The organism is Bradyrhizobium sp. SZCCT0148 (genome assembly GCF_018129985.1).
In the GTDB taxonomy this organism is placed as follows: domain Bacteria; phylum Pseudomonadota; class Alphaproteobacteria; order Rhizobiales; family Xanthobacteraceae; genus Bradyrhizobium; species Bradyrhizobium japonicum_H.
In genome coordinates, this window is the sequence record NZ_JAFCKT010000019.1 from 1 (window position 1) to 19,300 (window position 19,300).

General features: G+C 63.9%; 16 protein-coding genes and 1 pseudogene. 7 read left to right on the plus strand and 10 right to left on the minus strand.

The annotated features are described in order from the left end of the window. Positions 1-1,066, minus strand: a pseudogene (locus JQ580_RS30780) (methyl-accepting chemotaxis protein); the annotation flags it as partial. A 326-nt stretch (positions 1,067-1,392) separates the two neighbouring features. Further along, entirely contained in the window at positions 1,393-3,432 is a 2,040-nt protein-coding gene (locus tag JQ580_RS30785; protein ID WP_212284644.1) for a methyl-accepting chemotaxis protein, read from the minus strand. Positions 3,433-3,778: 346 nt separating this feature from the next. On the opposite strand from JQ580_RS30785, the gene JQ580_RS30790 reads away from it, so the two are divergent. From JQ580_RS30790 to JQ580_RS30805, 4 genes are all read left to right on the plus strand, one after another. Continuing rightward, the gene (locus JQ580_RS30790) at positions 3,779-4,264 is read left to right on the plus strand and encodes a (2Fe-2S)-binding protein (protein WP_018321562.1); all 486 of its coding nucleotides are present in this window, start codon (positions 3,779-3,781) and stop codon (positions 4,262-4,264) included. An 83-nt stretch (positions 4,265-4,347) separates the two neighbouring features. Continuing rightward, positions 4,348-6,690: a xanthine dehydrogenase family protein molybdopterin-binding subunit gene (locus tag JQ580_RS30795; RefSeq protein WP_212284646.1), complete on the plus strand. Its 2,343-nt coding sequence runs from the start codon at positions 4,348-4,350 to the stop codon at positions 6,688-6,690. A gap of 15 nt (positions 6,691-6,705) precedes the next feature. Then, positions 6,706-7,506: an FAD binding domain-containing protein gene (locus tag JQ580_RS30800; protein WP_212284648.1), complete on the plus strand. Its 801-nt coding sequence runs from the start codon at positions 6,706-6,708 to the stop codon at positions 7,504-7,506. A gap of 210 nt (positions 7,507-7,716) precedes the next feature. After that, positions 7,717-8,829 (plus strand): CaiB/BaiF CoA transferase family protein, encoded by a 1,113-nt coding sequence (locus tag JQ580_RS30805; RefSeq protein WP_212284650.1) that lies wholly within the window; start codon positions 7,717-7,719, stop codon positions 8,827-8,829. A 192-nt stretch (positions 8,830-9,021) separates the two neighbouring features. Here the strand turns inward: JQ580_RS30805 and hppD are convergent, their stop codons facing one another. Continuing rightward, positions 9,022-10,140 carry a 4-hydroxyphenylpyruvate dioxygenase gene (hppD, locus tag JQ580_RS30810; RefSeq protein WP_212284652.1) on the minus strand — a complete coding sequence of 373 codons (1,119 nt, stop codon included), beginning with the start codon at positions 10,138-10,140 and terminating at the stop codon, positions 9,022-9,024. 123 nt (positions 10,141-10,263) lie between these two features. Between hppD and JQ580_RS30815 the strand changes: the two genes are divergently transcribed. Beyond that, on the plus strand, positions 10,264-10,743 hold the full coding sequence (locus tag JQ580_RS30815) for an Lrp/AsnC family transcriptional regulator (RefSeq protein WP_212284654.1): 480 nt from the start codon (positions 10,264-10,266) through the stop codon (positions 10,741-10,743). A gap of 72 nt (positions 10,744-10,815) precedes the next feature. Beyond that, complete coding sequence (locus JQ580_RS30820; RefSeq protein ID WP_212284656.1) at positions 10,816-11,127, plus strand: DUF1272 domain-containing protein; 312 nt, start codon at positions 10,816-10,818, stop codon at positions 11,125-11,127. A gap of 133 nt (positions 11,128-11,260) precedes the next feature. On the opposite strand, the gene fahA is transcribed toward JQ580_RS30820, so the two are convergent. The 5 genes from fahA to JQ580_RS30845 form a co-directional block, all read right to left on the minus strand. Continuing rightward, entirely contained in the window at positions 11,261-12,532 is a 1,272-nt protein-coding gene (gene fahA / locus JQ580_RS30825) for a fumarylacetoacetase (protein ID WP_212284658.1), read from the minus strand. Positions 12,533-12,677: 145 nt separating this feature from the next. Next, entirely contained in the window at positions 12,678-14,024 is a 1,347-nt protein-coding gene (hmgA, locus tag JQ580_RS30830) for a homogentisate 1,2-dioxygenase (protein ID WP_212284660.1), read from the minus strand. A 2-nt stretch (positions 14,025-14,026) separates the two neighbouring features. Then, complete coding sequence (locus JQ580_RS30835) at positions 14,027-14,983, minus strand: MBL fold metallo-hydrolase (protein ID WP_212284662.1); 957 nt, start codon at positions 14,981-14,983, stop codon at positions 14,027-14,029. A 25-nt stretch (positions 14,984-15,008) separates the two neighbouring features. After that, positions 15,009-15,230, minus strand: a complete 222-nt coding sequence (locus JQ580_RS30840) for a DUF2783 domain-containing protein (RefSeq protein ID WP_212284664.1) — start codon at positions 15,228-15,230, stop codon at positions 15,009-15,011. Between the two features lie 8 nt (positions 15,231-15,238). Then, positions 15,239-16,855 carry an FAD-dependent oxidoreductase gene (locus JQ580_RS30845; protein WP_212284666.1) on the minus strand — a complete coding sequence of 539 codons (1,617 nt, stop codon included), beginning with the start codon at positions 16,853-16,855 and terminating at the stop codon, positions 15,239-15,241. Between the two features lie 110 nt (positions 16,856-16,965). Between JQ580_RS30845 and JQ580_RS30850 the strand changes: the two genes are divergently transcribed. Next, entirely contained in the window at positions 16,966-17,508 is a 543-nt protein-coding gene (locus tag JQ580_RS30850) for a MarR family winged helix-turn-helix transcriptional regulator (protein WP_212284668.1), read from the plus strand. Between the two features lie 159 nt (positions 17,509-17,667). On the opposite strand, the gene JQ580_RS30855 is transcribed toward JQ580_RS30850, so the two are convergent. After that, entirely contained in the window at positions 17,668-18,012 is a 345-nt protein-coding gene (locus tag JQ580_RS30855) for a hypothetical protein (RefSeq protein ID WP_212284670.1), read from the minus strand. 114 nt (positions 18,013-18,126) lie between these two features. Next, positions 18,127-18,933 (minus strand): N-acyl homoserine lactonase family protein, encoded by an 807-nt coding sequence (locus JQ580_RS30860; RefSeq protein ID WP_212284672.1) that lies wholly within the window; start codon positions 18,931-18,933, stop codon positions 18,127-18,129. Positions 18,934-19,300: the final 367 nt, after the last annotated feature.

Genomic DNA, 19,300 nt, shown 5'->3' on the forward strand with positions numbered 1-19,300 from the left:
GCAGCACCACGTCGAAATTGCCCGAGGCCAGCTCGCGCATCGCCTTGCACATCGCGATCATCGGACGCGAGATGCCGTTGCCGAGCCACAACGCCAGCACGGCCCCGATGGCAAGGCCGCCGAGCGCCAATATCAACATCAGCTGCTCGGTGTCTCCAATGGTCGCGTTGGCGCTCGCCTCGATGCGCTGCTGGTCGGCGGTCAGGTCCGAACGCAGCTCGGCCGAGAGCTTGAGAATGGTCGCCGCCGTCTTGGTCATCTCACCATTGGACTTGGCGATGATCTTGACGTTTTCGGTCAGCTTGGCGAACGAGCTGCGGTACTGCTTCAGCAGAGCGCCGATTTCGGTGACGCGGTCGGTGATCTTCTGGTCGTTGGCATAGATCGAGACCAGCAAGGTCTCCAGGAATTTGATGCGAGCGATCACGCCGTCGGCGGTCTTCGGCTCGGGCTTGGCCACGAAAGCACCGACCGAGGTGGAAACGGCCAGATATTGCGAGGTGATGTCCTTGGCCGTGGTCTGCACCGATGCCAGCCCGCCCAGCGCGGCAGTGTCGGCGAGATCGTCGAACTTGAAGCGGATCTTGTTGCCGACGCTGTTGAGCTCATCGGCCGCGATCTTGTTGTTCTCGCGCGTCAGGACGATGATCTCCCCGAACACCTTCGTGAAGAGCTGGAACTCCGCCTCGAGCTTGCCGACCTGCTCACGACGGGCGGCGCCGGTCGTAGCCGACATCGACTTGGCGATCGCGCTCTTCAGATTGTTTTCGGCGGCCTTGGCTGCGGTCTCGTCATCTGCCGCCCCCGTCAGGGTATAGGCCCGAGCCAGTCCCTGATATGCGACCAACTCGCGATCCACCGTCCGCGCGAGGTCGGCTTCCGACACGCTGGCGCGGTAGGAAGCCACGGCGGCCTGGATCCGCTCGAAGCCGAAATAGGCGAAGGCCATGCTGACGGCAAGGATGGCTAGCACCGCCACGAAGCCGAGGATGATTTTTGCGCGAAAGCGCAAGGTTGGCAGCTTCGATTGGTTCGATTTCGACGTCGACTTGGACTTGACCGACATTTCCCCCACCCCATTCCATTCGCGGAAAACCAGGCGCAGCCCGGAAGCAGCCCGCTTCCCGACTCGCCTGCACGGTAATTGGCAAAGGATAAGCTGTAGTAAATATGTGACGCCGCAACTCGCGGTTAGGTGACGCTGGAAATTGTTAAGGTGCGCTTTCTCGCGCCGTTGCAAATGTCGGTTTGACTTGAGTGCCGGCGCCCGCTGTGCCGGACAAGCGAAGCTCCTGGCAACGCGTAGCGTTACCGGGAGCGGAGCGCTGATCCTGGACGACGGTGGAGTGTGAAGGCGGCGGAGGGTCTGGCTCGCAGCCAAGCCCGAGCAACTTACGCCGCCCGGATATTTCCCATGAACCGATCGAGCTCGGCACGCAGGCGGGTGCTTTCGGACGACAGCGTCTTGGCCGAGTGCAGCACTTCCTCCGAGGCCGAGCCGGTTTCGGCAGCGCCGCGGTTGACCTGGCCGATATCGGTGGCTGCGGTCTGGGTGCCCTGTGCCACGGTCTGGACGCTGCGGGCGATTTCCTGCGTCGCGGCGCCCTGCTGCTCGACTGCGCTCGCGATCGAGGTCGAGATCGACGAGATCTGGCCGATGGTCGCGCCGATCTCCTTGATCGCGGCAACCGATTCGGCCGTGGCGCCCTGCATGCCCGTGATGTGCGAGGAGATCTCGTCCGTCGCCTTCGCGGTCTGGCTCGCCAGCGACTTCACCTCGCTGGCGACCACCGCGAAGCCGCGGCCGGCTTCACCGGCGCGGGCCGCCTCGATGGTGGCGTTGAGCGCGAGAAGATTGGTCTGCTCGGCAATCGCGGTGATCAGCTTGACGACCTCACCGATCTGCTGGGCGGCATGCGAGAGCTTGCCGATGCGGCCGTCGGTTTCCCTGGCCTGCACCACGGCAGCTTCCGCGATCCGGCTGGAGTCGCGGACCTGACGGCCGATCTCCTCGACGGACGCGGACAGCTCTTCCGTCGCGGTGGCGACCGACTGCATGTTGGAGGAGGCCTGCTCGGACACGCCCGCGACCTGGCTCGACAGGCTCTGTGTGGTCTCCGCAGTGCGGGTCAGCGTAGAGGCCGCCGATTCCAGCTGCACGGCCGAAGCTGAAACGTTGGACACGATCGCGCCGACCGCGCTTTCGAAATCATCGGCAAAGCGGATCAGCTCGGCGCGGCGGGCAGCGCTCGCTTCCCTGTTCTGGGCTTCGCTGGCGGCGGCATCGCGCTCGGCCTTTGCCACGGCCTGGACCTTGAACTCCTCGACCGCGCCGGCCATCTCGCCGATCTCGTCCTTGCGGCCGAGACCCGGCAGCACCACGTCGAAATTGCCCGAGGCCAGCTCGCGCATCGCCTTGCACATCGCGATCATCGGACGCGAGATGCCGGTGCCGAGCAGGAAGGCGAGAACCGCACCAAGCAAGGTGCCGCCGATGGCGAGGATCAGAACCAGTTGCTCGGTCTTCCCGATCGTCGCTTCCGACTCCGTGTCCAGCCGTTGCTGTTCGGCGACGAGGTCCGCCTTCATGGCGGCTGCTCCTTGCAGGATCGCACCGGCGGAAGCGTTCATCTCGGCGACGAGCTGGTCGACCAGCTTGGCGTTGGCGATCAACTTCTCCAGCGCCTCACGATAGGCGGTGAGGATGGCCTTGGCGTCCTTCAGGCCGGCGACGATCTTCTCATCCATGGAATAGACCGCGCCAAGGGAATTCTCGACGAATTTGAGCCGCGCCAGCGCGCTGGTTGCGATCGCCTGATCGGACGTCAGCACGAAATTCGTGGCTGCAGCGCTCGCGGTCTGGAATTGGGCGTTGACCTGCTTGGTGCCGAACTCGATCGACTGCGCCTCGGAATCGGAAGCGTTGTTGCCGACGTCGTCGAGCTTGTACTTGAGGAGATTGGCCTGGCGCTGCAGCTGGTTCTGCACCAGCAACGTGCTGTCACGCTTGGCCTGGAGGACCTTGCCGAAGGTCGCGGAGAAATTCGCGAACTCCTTCGCGAGCTTGTCGAGACCTGCCTTTCGCGCCGGGGTCTTGGCACTCTTGACGGCCTGGTCGATGGCATCTTTCAGGCTGGCCTCGGCATCGAGCGCCGCCTTGGCATCGTCTTCCTTGCCGGTCACGACGAAATATTTGGCGGCCGAACGGTAGCCCAGCAGCTCGCGGTCGATGTTGCGGGCGAGATCGGCCTCCGACACGCTGCTGCGGTACGAGCCGACCTCGGCCGAGACCCGCTCGAAGCCGAAATACGAGAATGCCATGCTGCCGGCGGAGATCGCCAGCACGACCGCAAAACCCAGGATGATCTTGGCGCGGAACTTCAGAGTGGGAAATATTGTGCGCCTTGACGGCGACGCGGTACGCCCGGACATTCCCAACCCCTCTTTACATTTCAGCCGTGATCCGGCGGCGCTCTGCCCCCACGACCCGGATGCGCAAAATTAGGGCATAATCGATAAAGGGCGGTAAATTTGGCCGCCGGCACGATCCCGGGCTTTGTCGGCCAAGGGCCGATCGCCGGAGATCAGGGGCATGCGGGTGGCATCCCAGGCCATCCCGCCCGGCCGCTCAGCTTCCGCTCCCTTCGCACCTCGAAATCAGCGCGCCCGTGAGATCGATGACTTTTCAATGACAACGGCGACCAAAATCCTAGTTGCAAAGTTCCGGGCCGCTGTCTCTAATTAGAAGTAATCAAAATCAATCCGGGGAGGACTTCAGGTGTCTACAGTCAAACTGACGGTGAATGGCAAAGCCGTTGCCGTCGACGTCGAGGACCGCACGCTGCTGGTCCAGCTGCTGCGCGATCACCTCAACCTCACCGGGACCCATGTCGGCTGCGACACCAGCCAGTGCGGCGCCTGCGTCGTGCACATGGACGGCCGCGCGGTGAAATCCTGCACCATGCTGGCGGGCCAGGCCGACGGCGCCAGCATCACCACCATCGAAGGCATCGCCAAGGGCGACGAGCTGCATCCGATGCAGGCCGCTTTCCGCGACAATCACGGCTTGCAATGCGGCTATTGCACGCCGGGCATGATCATGTCGGCAATCGACATCGTGCACCGTCACGGCGGCCAGCTCGACGAAGCCACCGTCCGCACCGAGCTCGAAGGCAACATCTGCCGCTGCACCGGCTACCACAACATCGTCAAAGCCGTGCTGGATGCAGCCGGGCGCATGAAGGTCTCGCAGGCGGCTGAGTAAAGCGGCGCGCCTCGAAAAGAACCACGGCTGCAGCTTTCGAGGGAAAGCGCGGTCAAAGAAATTTCCGGTCGGGAGGACCAGACATGGGTGTTGAAGGCATCGGCGCAAGCGTCGTGCGCAAGGAAGACAAGCGTTTCATTACCGGCAAGGGCCGCTACGTCGACGACATCAAGCTGCTGGGCATGACGCATGCCCATTTCATCCGTAGCCCGCATGCGCATGCCAAGGTGAAGGGGATCGATTCCTCCGCCGCGCTGAACATGCCGGGCGTGGTCGCCGTGCTCACGGGCCAGCAGATCGTCGACGACAAGGTCGGCAACCTCATTTGCGGCTGGGCCATCACCTCCAAGGACGGCAGCCCGATGAAGATGGGCGCTTGGCCGGCAATGGCGCCGGAGACGGTGCGCTTCGTCGGTCAGGCCGTCGCGGTCGTGATCGCCGAGACCAAGAATCTGGCGCGCGATGCGGCGGAAGCCGTCGTCGTCAATTACGAGGAACTTCCCGCGGTCGCCGACATCCACGCCGCGATCAAATCAGGCGCGCCGCAGCTTCATCCCGAGGCCCCCGGCAACCAGGTCTATGACTGGGTGATCGGTGACGAAGGCGCAACCGATGCCGCCTTCGCCAAGGCCGCCAATGTGGTGAAGCTCGACGTCACCAACAACCGTCTCGCCCCCAACGCGATGGAGCCGCGCGCGGCGATCGCAGATTACGACGCGGCGGAGGAGCATTTCACGCTCTACACGACCTCGCAGAACCCGCACGTCGCCCGCCTCGTGCTGTCGGCCTTCTACAACATCGCGCCCGAGCACAAGCTGCGCGTGATTGCCCCCGACGTCGGTGGCGGCTTCGGCTCCAAGATCTTCATCTATCCCGAGGAGATGGTGGCGCTGTGGGCCTCCAAGAAGGTCGGCCGTCCCGTGAAATGGACCGGCGACCGCACCGAGGCATTCCTCACCGATGCGCATGGCCGCGACCATGTGACCCATGCCGAGATGGCGTTCGACGCCCAGAATAAGATCCTGGGCCTCAAGGTGAAGACCTACGCCAATTTCGGCGCCTACATGTCGCTGTTCTCTTCGTCGGTGCCGACCTATCTCTACGCGACGCTGCTGTCGGGTCAGTACAACATCCCGGCGATCCATGCCGAGGTGGTCGGCGTCTATACCAACACCACGCCGGTCGACGCCTATCGCGGCGCGGGCCGCCCCGAGGCGAGCTACCTGATCGAGCGGCTGATGGAAACGGCGGCGCGGCAGCTCAAGGTCGATCCGGCCCAACTGCGGCGGAGCAACTTCATCACCCAGTTCCCGCACCAGACGCCCGTCATCATGGCTTATGACACCGGCGACTTTAACGCATCTCTCGATGCGGCCATGAAGGCGATCGACTATGCCGGCTTCCCCGCCCGCAAAGCGCAAGCCAAGTCGCAAGGCAAGCTGCGGGGCATCGGCGTGTCCTGCTACATCGAGGCCTGCGGCATCGCCCCGTCGAAGGCGGTCGGCAGCCTGGGCGCCGGCGTCGGCCTGTGGGAATCGGCCGAGGTGCGCGTCAACCCGGTCGGTACCATCGAGATCCTCACGGGCTCGCACAGCCACGGGCAGGGTCATGAGACCACGTTCTGCCAGCTCGTCGCGGAGCGCCTCGGCGTTCCCATCAGCCAGGTCTCGATCGTCCATGGCGACACCGACAAGGTGCAGTTCGGCATGGGCACCTACGGCTCGCGCTCGGCGGCCGTTGGCCTCACCGCGATCCTGAAGGCGATGGAGAAGATGGAAGCCAAGGCCAAGAAGATTGCAGCGCATGCGCTGGAAGCTTCCGAGGCCGACATCGTCATCGAGAACGGCGAGTTCAAGGTGACAGGCACCGACAAGGCGATTGCGCTGCCGATGGTCGCACTCGCGGCTTATACCGCGCACAATCTGCCTGACGGAATGGAGCCTGGTCTGAAGGAAAGCGCCTTCTACGATCCGACCAACTTCACCTTCCCCGCCGGCACCTATATCTGCGAGCTCGAGGTCGATCCCGGCACCGGCAAGACCTCCTTCGTCAACTTCGTCGCGGCCGACGATTTCGGCCGGCTGATCAACCCGATGATCGTCGAGGGCCAGGTCCATGGCGGCCTCGTTCAAGGCATCGGACAGGCGCTGCTCGAGCATGCGATCTACGATGCCAATGGCCAGCCGGTCACGGCCTCGTTCATGGACTACGCCATGCCGCGCGCCGACGACGTGCCCTCCTTCAATCTCTCCCACACCACGACGCTGTGCCCGGGCAATCCCCTCGGCATCAAGGGTTGCGGTGAGGCCGGCGCAATCGGCGCCTCTGCGGCCGTGATCAACGCGATCACGGATGCGATCGGCAAGAACAATCTGGAAATGCCCGCAACCCCTGACCGGGTGTGGCGCACGATCCACGCGGCTTGAGAGGGAGCAACCAAGATGTATCAGACCACCTATCATCGTGCTTCCTCCGTCGACGAAGCCGTGAGCTTGTTCGGCAAGAGCAGCGAGGCGAAGTTTCTGGCCGGTGGCCAGACGCTGCTACCCGTGATGAAGCAGCGCCTCGCCAGCCCATCCGATGTCATCGACCTCGGCAAGATCAAGGAGCTGCAGGGCATCGAATTGTCCGGCGACACGCTGACCATCAAGGCCGGCACGATCTATTACGACATCATGACGAACGCCGATGTGAAGAAGGCGATTCCTGCGATCGCCCATCTCACCTCGGTGCTTGGCGATCCCGCGGTGCGCTATCGCGGCACGATCGGCGGCTCGATCGCCAACAACGACCCTGCGGCGGATTTCCCCGCCGCGCTGCTCGCTCTCGGTGCCACCGTGAAGACGAACAAGCGGTCGATCTCCGCCGAGGACTTCTTCCAGGGCCTGTTCACCACCGCGCTCGAAGACGGCGAGATCATCACCGCCGTGTCGTTCCCGGTGCCGGCGAAAGCGGGCTACGAGAAGATGCGGCATCCGGCCTCGCGCTTTGCGCTGACCGGCGTGTTCGTCGCGCAAACCAAGTCGGGCGAGGTTCGGGTGGCCGCCACCGGTGCCTCACAGAGCGGCGTGATGCGGGTACCCGCGATCGAAGCCGCACTGAAGGCGAACTGGTCGCCGTCGGCGATCGACGGCGTCAGCATTTCAGCGAGCGGATTGCTGGCCGACATCCACGGCACGGCGGAGTACCGCGCCAACCTCGTCAAGGTGATGGCGCAGCGCGCGGTCGCGGCTGCCCGCTGACGCTCACGCGCTAGCGTCTCAACGCAAATTTTGCGCGGCGCGCACTTCGGTGCGCGCCGTTTTATTTTGGCCGTGCGGCATGAAAACCGCTTGCCTCGCTGGCATGAAGGCGAGAAAAGTTAATCAGACGATTAACTCGCTCCAAAGAAGAACGTCAGCGGCGATTGCCAAACCAGCGGCATCGGCCCAGCGACCCGAGGAAATAACATCGTGCTCGATAATTCAGCCCCCGCCGCATCCGTCCGCGCCTCCGGCCCACTCTCGGGCTTCCGCATCGTTGAATTCGCCGGCATCGGCCCCGGCCCCTTCGCCTGCATGATGCTGGCCGACATGGGCGCCGACGTCGTCACGCTCGACCGCGTGGGTGCGAAGAAGAGCATGAAGTCGGTGGCGGGGCGCGGCCGCAAGGTGATCGAGCTCGACCTCAAGGACAAGGCGGCGATCGCGCAGGTGCTGGATCTGCTCGCCAGCGCCGATGCGCTGGTCGAAGGCTTCCGCCCCGGCGTGATGGAGCGGCTCGGTCTCGGGCCGGACGTCGTGCTCGCGCGCAACCCCAAACTGGTCTACGGCCGCATGACCGGCTGGGGCCAGGAAGGCCCGCTCGCCAACGCCGCCGGCCACGACATCAATTACATCTCCATCACCGGTGCGCTCGCCGCAATCGGACCTAAGGAAGCGCCGGTGCCGCCGCTCAACCTCGTCGGTGATTTCGGCGGCGGCGCGCTCTATCTCGTCGTCGGCGTGCTCGCCGCGCTGCTGGAGGCCTCGCGCTCCGGCAAAGGCCAGGTGGTCGATGCCGCGATGTGCGACGGCGCGGCATCGCTGATGTCATTCTTCTTCGATATGACGACGCTGGGACGCTGGACCGAAGGACGCAACCAGAACTTCCTCGACGGCGGCGCGCATTTCTACGGTGTCTATGAATGCGCCTGCGGCCACTTCGTCTCGATCGGCTCGATCGAACCGCAGTTCTACGCGCTGCTGCGCGAGCATGCGGGCCTGACGGACGCCGATTTCGACGCGCAGATGAATCCCAAAGCCTGGCCGGCGCTGAAGGAGAAGCTGAAGGCGGTGTTCAAGAGCAAGACGCGCGAGGACTGGTGCAAGATCATGGAAGGCACCGACATCTGCTTCGCACCGGTGCTGACCATGTCGGAGGCCACCCAGCATCCGCACATGGTCGCGCGCAACGTGTTCATCGAGCGACACGGCGTGAAACAGCCCGCGCCGGCGCCGCGCTTCTCGCGGACACCGTCGGCGGTGCGCGAACCGGAAGGCGCGGAGATCGACGCAGTGACGAAGGCTTGGAAGGCAGGGAAATAATCTCCGCTGTCAGGCGCGCGGAGCGTGGGCCGGGGATCCATAACCACAGGGAGTGGTTTGGCGAGGACTCGTGGTTGTCAGTTCGCGCTGCCGCACAATCCTGTGGCTATGGATCCCCGCCCCCGTGCGCGATTTCGCACCAGGCGGGGACGACACCGACAATGTGGAAACCGCTCGCGTCCGACGCGTCCCCTACGCGGCCGTGTCCACCTTCAGCACGCCGCGCCGGATCTGATCCTCCTCGATGGATTCGAACAACGCCTTGAAGTTGCCCTCGCCGAACCCGTCGTCGCCCTTGCGCTGGATGAACTCGAAGAAGATCGGGCCGATCGCGTTGGCCGAGAAGATTTGCAGCAGCACCTTGGTCTGGCCGCCTTCCACCACGCCTTCGCCGTCGATCAGGATGCCGTTCTTCTGCAGGCGTGCGATGTCCTCGCCATGCCTGGGCAGCCGTGTGTCGACCTTCTCGAAATAAGTCGCGGGCGGCGCCGGCATGAAGGGCAGGCCGGCATCGCGCAGACCCTCGATGGTGCGGTAGATGTCGCGGCAGCCGCAGGCGATGTGCTGGATGCCTTCGCCGCGATAGGTCTTCAGATATTCTTCGATCTGGCCGGAATCGCCGGCGTCCTCGTTGATCGGAATCCGGATCTTGCCGTCGGGGCTGGTCAGCGCGCGCGAGAACAGGCCGGAGGCGCGGCCCTCGATGTCGAAGAAGCGGATCTGACGGAAGTTGAAGATCCTCTCGTAGAAGCCGGTCCAGACATCCATACGGCCGCGATGGACGTTGTGGGTGAGATGGTCGAGATAGAACAGGCCAGCGCCGGCAGGCCGCGGATCCTGCGCGCCGAGCCATTCGAACTCGTCGTCATAGGCAGAGCCCTTGGTACCGTAGCGGTCGACGAGATAGAGCAGGCTGCCGCCGATGCCCTTGATCGCGGGCACGTCGAGCGTCTTCTGCGTCGATGGCACATCGGCAGGCTCGGCGCCGAGCGAAATCGCCCGGTCATAGGCCGCCTTCGCATCGACGACGCGGAACGCCATCGAGGGCGCGCAAGGCCCGTGCGCGGCGACGAACTCGTAACCGTGGGTGCCGGGCTGCTCGTTGACGAGATAGTTGATGTCGCCCTGGCGGTAGACCGTGATCTTCTTCGTCTTGTGGCGCGCGACGGGCGCGTAGCCCATCAGCTCGAACAGCGCGTGCAGCTCTGCCGGGTTGGGGTGGGCATATTCCACGAACTCGAACCCGTCAGTGCCCATCGGATTGTCGGCGCTGATGGTGGCCGGCGGTGCATCGTGCGGAAACGGTCCCATTGGCGGCTCTCCCAGATTGCTGCTGGGAGGAATTATCCTTCATGGGGCCTGCAATGACCGTGCAAACGGGATGGCATTCGGCTAGCGTATGCACGATCCGTGCATCAGATGGGCAAACGACGCATGATCTCTGTTGACGCCTTCGACCTCAAGATCCTCCGTGCGCTCCAGGATGACGGTCGCCTCACCAACCAGGAGCTTGCCGACCTCGCGGGATTGTCGGCCTCGCAATGCTCGCGCCGGCGGATGCGGCTGGAGGAGGAGAAGGTCATCGCGGGCTATCATGCCGACCTCTCCAGCGAGGCGCTCGGCTTAGGCGTGATCGCTTTCATCCAGGTGACGCTCGCGACGCACTCGCCGGACAATTCGAAGCGGTTCCGCGCGCTGGTTGGCCGTATCGACGAGATCCAGGAGGCTTATTCGCTCACCGGTGACGCCGACTACGTGTTGAAGGCAGTGCTGCGCGATCTCAAGGGCCTCTCCGACCTCGTCAACGACGTCTTGATGCCGCACCAGAGCGTGGCGCATGTGCGCTCCTCGATCGTGCTCGACCGGCTGAAGGAAAGCTCGCGATTGCCGCTGCGGGAGATCAAGGCCGGCTGAAATCGAGGGAACTAAGTCATTCGCGCTTGGCGCAGGATCTGCGATGATCCCGGCCAATCCGGAGGTTCAGCCATGGCGCTCCAGCTTCGACCGAATTGCGAATATTGCGACCGCGACCTGCCGCCTGGGGCAACGGATGCGCGGATCTGCTCCTATGAATGCACGTTCTGCGCGGACTGCGTGGAGACGAAACTGTTCAACGTCTGCCCGAACTGCGGCGGGGGCTTTGCCCCGCGCCCGATCCGACCGACGCAGGAATGGCGGCCAGGCGTGTGCACGACAAAGCACGCGCCATCGGACAAGCGGGTGCACCTGAAGTACAGCGTGGAGGATGTCGCGGCCCATTGCGCGCGGATCAAGGACGTGCCGCCGGAGAGGCGATGAGCCTCGCCACGTCATTGCGAGGAGCCCTTCGACGAAGCAATCCAGACTGCCTCCGCTTAACGATTCTGGATTGCTTCGCTCCGCTCGCAATGACGGGGAACGTGGATAGGGCGCCGCGTCACACCCCCAGCAATCATTCCGCCGGCAGAATCGTCCCCTCCACCTCCCCAAAACCGACGCGGTAGCCGTCGCCCTGGCACCAACCGCGCATCACGAGGCTGTCGCCGTCCTCCAGGAACGAGCGCTTGATGCCGCCGGGCAGTTCGACCGGCTCGGTGCCGTTCCAGCTGATCTCCAACAGGCTGCCGCGCTGGTTCTTCTCCGGGCCGGAGATGGTGCCGCTGCCGAGGAGATCGCCGACATTCATGGCGCAGCCGGAGGAGGCGTGGTGCATCAGCTGCTGCACCGAGGACCAGTACATGTACTTGAAATTGGTGCGGCTGATGCCGGCGGGCGCGTTGGCGCTTGCCGCACGCAAGGAGACGTCGAGCGCGACATCGTAGTTCTGCGGCTTGCTCTGCTTGAGATAATCGAGCGGCACCGGCTCCTGCTCCGGCCCCTTCAGGCGGAACGGCTCCAGCGCCTCGCGCGTCACCACCCAGGGACTGATCGAGGTCGCGAACGCCTTGGCCAGGAACGGGCCGAGCGGCACATATTCCCATTGCTGGATGTCGCGCGCGCTCCAATCGTTGAGCAGCACGAAGCCGAAGATCATCTCCTCGGCCTGTTGCTCGCTCAACATGCCGCCCATCGGCGAGGGCTGGCCGATCACGACGCCCATCTCCAATTCGAAATCGAGCCGCTTGCACGGGCCAAAGCTCGGCGCGTCCACATTCGGCGGCTTCAGCTGCCCGCGCGGGCGCTTCACCTTGGTGCCCGACACGACGACGGTCGAGGCGCGGCCGTTATAGGCGATCGGCATGTGAAGCCAGTTCGGCTGCAGCGCGTTGTCCTTGCCGCGGAACATCACGCCGACATTGGTGGCGTGCTCCTTGGAGGAATAGAAATCGGTATAGCCGGAGACCGTGAACGGCAGATGCAGCCTTGCGTCGCGCATCGGCACCAGCGCGCGGCTGCGCAGCTCCTCGTTGTCGCGCAGCTCCGCATGATCGTGGCGCAGCAGCTCGCTGATCCGCGCGCGCGTCCTGGTCCAGAATTTCGGTCCAAGTGCCATGAAGAGATTGAGCGAAGCCCCCGAGAATATTCCGAGCGGCCCGACCTCAAGCCGGCAATCCTGCTCGAGCTCCCAGAGATCAAGCACGTAGTCGCCGATCGCGACGCCGACCCGCGGCGTCGGATTCGCCGCGGTGGAGAACACGCCGTAGGGCAGGTTCTGGATCGGGAAGTCGGAAGAAGGATCGACGTCGATGAAGGAGCGAAGGCTGGGGTCGTTGGGATGGGGCATGGGTTTCCTGCCGGATGTTTCTTGACGGCTTTTCCGACGTCATTCCGGGGCGCGCGGAGCGCGAGCCCGGAATCCATACGCACGAGCGTGGTTATGGATTCCGGGCCTGCGCCTTCGGCGCATCCCGGAATGACGAAGCAACGAACTACGGCCGGTTCGGATCGAACCGCTTTTCCAGGCCCTTCCAGCAGTCCGCGTAATCATCCTGCAGCGTCGAGGCATTCGCCGCATGCGCGGTGACGCGCTGCGGGTAGCGGGTCTCGAACATGAAGGCCATGGTCCCCGTCAGCTTCACCGGTTTCAATTCGCCATTGCTGGCGTGCTCGAAGGCGTCACGGTCGGGGCCGTGCGGCAGCATGCAATTGTGCAGGCTCATGCCACCGGGAACGAAGCCCTGCGGCTTGGCGTCGTAGACGCCGTAGATCAGGCCCATGAACTCGCTCATGATGTTCATGTGATACCAGGGCGGACGGAAGGTGTTGTCGGCGACCATCCAGCGCTCGGGGAAAATGACGAAGTCGATATTCGCGGTGCCCGCCGTCTCCGACGGCGAGGTCAGCACCGTGAAGATCGAGGGATCGGGATGATCGAAGCCGATCGCGCCTACGGGAGAGAAAGTGCGCAGATCGTATTTGTAGGGCGCGTAATTGCCGTGCCACGCGACGACGTCGATCGGCGAATGCGGCAAATTGGTCTTGAACAGCGCGCCGCCCCATTTCACGTAGAGCTCGGTCGGCGTATCCTTGTCCTCGTAATGCGCGACGGGGGTGAGGAAGTCGCGCGCATTGGCGAGGCAATTGGCGCCGATCGGCCCGCGCTCCGGCAGGGTGAAGGCGCCGCCGTAATTCTCGCAGAGGTAGCCGCGCGCCGGCCCGTTCGGAATCTCGACGCGGAACTTGACGCCGCGCGGGATCACCACGATCTCGCCGGGCTCGGCGTCGATGCGGCCGAACTCGGTGACGAGGCGCAGATTTCCCTGCTGCAGCACGAACATCAGCTCGCCGTCGGCATTGTAGAAATGCTCGTTCACCATCGACTTCGTGATGAGATAGACATGCGCGGCCATGCCGGCTTGCGTGTTCACATCGCCAGCCGTCGTCATGGTCTGCACACCCTGGACGAAGGTGACATCCTCCTTCGGCAGCGGCGTCGGATCCCAGCGCATCTGCGCGATGGGCGAATCGTATTCATGGCACGGCGCCGAACGCCACAGGCCGGCATCGGCCTTCTCGAACCGGCCGGAGTGCTTCACCGAGGGGCGGATGCGGTAGAGCCAGGAGCGCTCATTGCTGCCGCGCGGCGCGGTGAAGGGCGAACCCGACAATTGCTCGGCATAGAGCCCATAGGCGCAGCGCTGCGGCGAGTTGCGCCCGATCGGCAGCGCGCCGGGCAGCGCCTCGGTCTCGAAAGAGTTGCCGAAGCCGGACATGTAGCCCGGCGTCACTTGCGCCGAGCTGCGGATGATCTGGTCGGGCGAGGTGTTGATGTTCATGTCTATCCTCCTCCTTGCAGGGCGGCCCACATCTCCTGGTCGCGCTTGTCGGTCCAGATCACGGGGTCGTCGATGCCCGACGCTTCGTCATAGGCGCGCGATACGTTGAACGGAAGGCAGTGCTCGTAGATGGCGAAGCTATGGAATTTCGGATCCATCACCTCGCGGGTCGCGGCCATCGACTCCTTCAGCGTGCGCCCTTTGGCGACCGACATTTCGGCGGCGCCATAGAGCGAGGTGACGAAGTCGCGCGTCATCGCGATGGCCTCGCGCACGGTGGCCGTGCCCTTGAGCGCATCGCCCCGCCCCGGCGCGATCGCCTTGGGATTGAAGTTGCGGATCTCGTTCAACGTCATCGGCCATTCGCGCAGATGCGCATCGCCGCAATAGCAGGCCGAGTGATATTCGATGAGATCGCCGGAGAACATCACCTCCGCGTCTGGAACCCAGGCGACGATGTCACCGGAGGTGTGGCCGGCCCCGAGCTGCATCAAGCGCACCTCGCGCTTGCCGAGATAGATCGACATTTCGCCTTCGAAGGTCAGCGTCGGCCAGGTCAGGCCGGGAATGCTCTGGGCGTCCTGGAAGAGGCGCGGGAAGCGGCCGTATTCGGAATCCCAGTCCTGCTGGCCGCGCTCCTCGATCAGGCGATAGGTCTCCTGCGAGGCGACGATGCCCTGCGCGTGATAGGCGGAGGCCCCGAGCACGCGCACGGCGTGATAGTGCGACAGCACGACATATTTGATCGGCTTGTCGGTGACGGTGCGCACGCGCTCGATCACCTTGTTGGCCATCGCGGGCGTTGCCTGCGCGTCGAACACCAGGCAGCCGTCGTCGCCAACGATGACGGCGGTGTTCGGATCGCCCTCGGCGGTGAAGGCGTAGAGGTCGGTGCCGATCTCCGAGAATGTGATCTTCTTTTCGGCGAGATCGCCGGTCGATGCGAAGTTCTTCGCCATCAATTCGTCCTTTGAGTGTTCTGGGTTATTGTTGTTGCTGCTGCTGCTGGCCGTCGATCATGCGACGCTTGGCGAGCCCGATCGCCTCGCGCAGCACGTCGATATCGCCGATATGGTTGGCGAGGATCAGCACCAGCGCCGCATCGAAATCGGCGCTCTGTTCCTCGGTGAAGCCGCGATGCGCCTCGACGATGGCGCGAAAGGCGTCGTCCGGCCGCGCGAAGTTGGAGCTTGTCGAAAGCGGCATGCGAATCCTCAATTCAGACCTTGGGCCTGCGACAATGCCGCCGCGATCGCGGCACGCGTCGGATGGCGGAAACGGGCGGCGACATAGCCATCGGGCCTGAGCAGATAGGCAGCACCAGGGGCGGCGTCGTAGCGCTTTGCGACAAGGCCCGAGGGATCCGCAAGTCCGCCCTCGCCGCCGATGCGGATATTCCTGACGCCATCCGGCACGTCGATCGCCGTGCCATTGCTGAACGACAGCAGGGTAAAGTCCGTTCCGTCCTTGCAGAACGCGTCCGTCAGATAAGCCCGCTCTGCAATTGGCGCATCGAGCATGGAGCAGCCGGGCGGTGGTCCGCCGCTCCACGCATCTGCATCCGGCGACGACAGCGGCGATTCGTAGCTGCACGGCACCGACAGCCGCCCGCCATTGACCATGCGCTTGCCGAACTCGGTCTCCTTGGCGAGCGACAGCACGGCCTTGCGCAGCCGCGCTTCCTGGTGCGAGTTCGACGCCATGAAGTCGGTCGAGCGGGTGGACTCGCGGATGTTCTCGTCGGCCGCGAGGCTGCGCTCGGCATGATAGCTCTCGAGCAGGCTCGCGGGCGAAGTTCCGCGCAGCACACGGTCGAGCTTCCACGACAGATTTTCCGCGTCCTCAAGCCCCGAGTTCGCACCACGCGCACCGAACGGCGAGACCTGATGCGCGGAATCGCCGGCGAAAATCACGCGGCCATGGATGAAACGGTCCATCCGCCGGCACTGGAATTTGTAGAGCGAGATCCACTCGAACTCGAATTTGTCGTGGCCGAGCATACGTGCAATCCGCGGCCGCACGTTTTCCGGCTTCTTCTCGAGAGCCGGATCGGCATAGCGATTGAGCTGGAGGTCAATGCGCCAGACATCGTCCGGCTGCCGGTGCAGCAGCGCCGAGCGGCCGGCATGAAACGGCGGATCGAACCAGAACCAGCGCTCGGTCGGGAATTCCGCCGTCATCTTGACGTCGGCAATCAGGAACTGGTCCTCGAACACCTGCCCCGCGAATTCGGCGCCGACCATCTGTCGCAGCGAGGAGCGCGCGCCGTCGCAGGCGATCACATATTGCGCATGAAGCCGATACGCGCCTTCCGGCGTCTCGATCGTCAACGCGACCGAATCGTTGCGTTGCTCCAGCGCCGTCACCTTGTTGCGCCAGCGCAGGTCGATTTCGGGCAGGTCCTGGATGCGATCGACCAGATAGGCCTCGGCATAGTATTGCTGCAGATTAATGAAGGCGGGCCGCTTGTGGCCGTCCTCGGGCAGCAGGTTGAACTGGTAGAGCAGCGACTCGCCGTGGAAGATCCGGCCGACGCTCCACACCACGCCCTTGGCGACCATGCGGTCGCCGACGCCGAGCCGGTCCCAATATTCCAGCGATCGCTTCGAGAAGCAGATCGCGCGGGAGCCCTCGCCGATGCGATCGGCGTCATCCAACAGGACGACCCGCTGGCCGCGCTGAGCCAGATCGATCGCGAGCGACAGCCCGACCGGGCCGGCGCCGACAATTACGACCGGATGCTCGGCCGGAGCTTGACCAGGACGATCCTGATCGGAATGGCGGCGATAGCCGAATTGGATTTTGGCCTGATGCGTATTGGCCTGCGCCATGCGCTAACCTCAGCTCTGGTCAGGGGAAGGCTGATCTGCTAGATAGTCTCACGTGCAACTATTTTGGACCGGAGCCGGCCGGCCGTCAACTGGAATTCGGAGCGCGCTCCTTGGCGAGGACATCTGGCGACATCGCACTGAAGGCACGCGGGGCCGATGAGGCCTCCGCGCGGCCAAAGGCACGGCTCGACCTGTTCAAGTTCGTGCCGTTCCGTCTTAATCGACTCGCAGCGGAAGTCAGTTCCGCGCTCTCGGTCGAATATCAGGAACGGCATGGCCTCGACATTCCAGCGTGGCGCGTGATCGCCACGCTCGGGTTCCGCAACGATGCCTGCAGCGCGCAGTACATCGCGCAATGCACCCGCACCCACAAATCCACCATCAGCCGTGCGGTGACGACACTGCTCGGCGAGGACATGATCGAGCGGGTCGAGAACGAAGCCGACCGCCGCGAATTCCGCCTGCAACTGACGACGAAGGGCCGCGCGCTCTACGAAGAGCTATTCCCGCAATTGCTGCGGCGGGAGGACGAAATCCTCGCCTGCCTTTCCACGCAGGAGCGCAAGCAGCTCTCGGCGCTGCTCGGCAAGATCGAGGAGAGCCTCGATTTGATTCAGACCAGCAAGGAAGCGGACGCCAAGCAGGCGTATTAGGCCGCGCACCAATGAAGCGTAGATCAAGAAGCCTGCCGGACAAACATGGACTGCGAAGCCTCCTGCAACCTGCAACATCGATCTCGTCGGATCCGCAACGGTCAACAGGCAACGCGCCCCGGCAGCGACCATGCCGCCATGTGAAGACCATCGCCGGCGCTAGGTGCGCGGCGTCGGCTGTGGCGACGGTGTCGCGGCAGGCTGCTGCGGCGATGGAGCAGGAGGCTGCTGCTGCGCAGTGCCGGGCTGTTGATCACCGCCACCATGAGGGACACACGTTCCCACGTTGCTCAGCAGCCGTTTGGCCTCAAGATCGCGGGCTTTCTTGTAATCCCTGCGCCGGTCGATCCTCGCCGCAGCCATGCGGTCCCACGCATCGAACGCATCGGCGTAGTGTTGCCGCATCTGCTCCTCAGCGGCCAAACAGTCGCTGAACTTATCGAACACGAGATCGGTGTTGACGGGCGAGACGCCGCCAACGAGAACCACCAGCATCCATTTCATAGCTTTTGCCTACACTGCGCCCGCTCACCGGGAACGACCAGGTATCGGCAAAGTTCCGGAGCGCATGCCGCTCGCAAGCATTCGAGAACGCATGCAAGGGCCTCTGGCCCCACGCTATTGCGCAAACGACCGCGACGGCGGCAGGTGCAGAGCCCAGGCATCGACCTTGTCGCTGGCGCGCGGATAGATTTCCGTCACGATCGGATCGTGGCCGGGGATGAAGCGATCGGGATGGCCGGCGAGACGCTCGATCGTCTCCCAGCCGACCGCCATGTCCCCGACATTGTAGACGATCGGGAACGGGCTCTTGCGCTGCAGATTGGCGTAGTAATGCGCGGCATCGGACGCCAGCACCACCGGCCCGCGCGCGGTTTCGACCCTGACCACCTGCAGGCCGTCGGAGTGACCGCCAACACGGTGCACGGTGACGCCGGGCGCGACCTCGCCGTCGCCGGAGTAGAAAGTGACGCGCTCGCCATAGACGTGGCGCACCATCTGCGTGACGTGCTCGACCGAAAACGGATGTCGCAGCAGGCCATTGCACATGCAGCGCCCCGTCGCATAAGCCATCTCGCGTTCCTGGAGGTGGAAGCGTGCATTCTGGAAGCGATCGAGATTGCCGGCATGATCGTAATGCAGATGCGTTACGATGACGTCGCGAATGCTCGAGGCCGTAACGCCAAAACGCTCCAGCGCGTCGACCGGATTGAGCGTCAGCCTGCGTGCCCGTGCGCTCGCCTCCTCGGCATTGAAGCCGGTGTCGACCAGGACGTCGCGGCCGTGCCCTCGGATCAGCCAGACGAAATAGTCGAGGTCCTGCGCCGCGCTGTCATGCGGATCGGGTTGGAGGAAGTTCATGCTGGGGGTGCGCGGCGACATCGTCGCGTAACGCAGCGCGTAGATTTCGTAGGCGTTTCCCATGATTCTTGCTTTTGCTTTGCTTTTCTGAATGGCCCTTCCGGGCCCATCCTACGCACCAAGCCATTGTCCGCTGCAAAGGTCAAACGCCTCGCGGCGCGACCGAGGTTATGCTCTCAATGTGAGACCAATCACATTTTTATCGTCATGGTGGCCCTAACGTGCCGCCGGTAAGATCGAGCCGGACCACGTCGAGCGCAAACATGACATCCCGTTTATTCCCCTTGCGGCACGCCCGGGCGTTGCGGTCAATCGTCGCGATTACGCCGAATCTCCAAGCGGTTGACGCCATCCGTCCCCGGTTTGATAATGCAGGAAGCGTAAGTTAAGGTCGCCGCGGCGCAAGCTGGTAACGGCGCCTTTTTGGCTG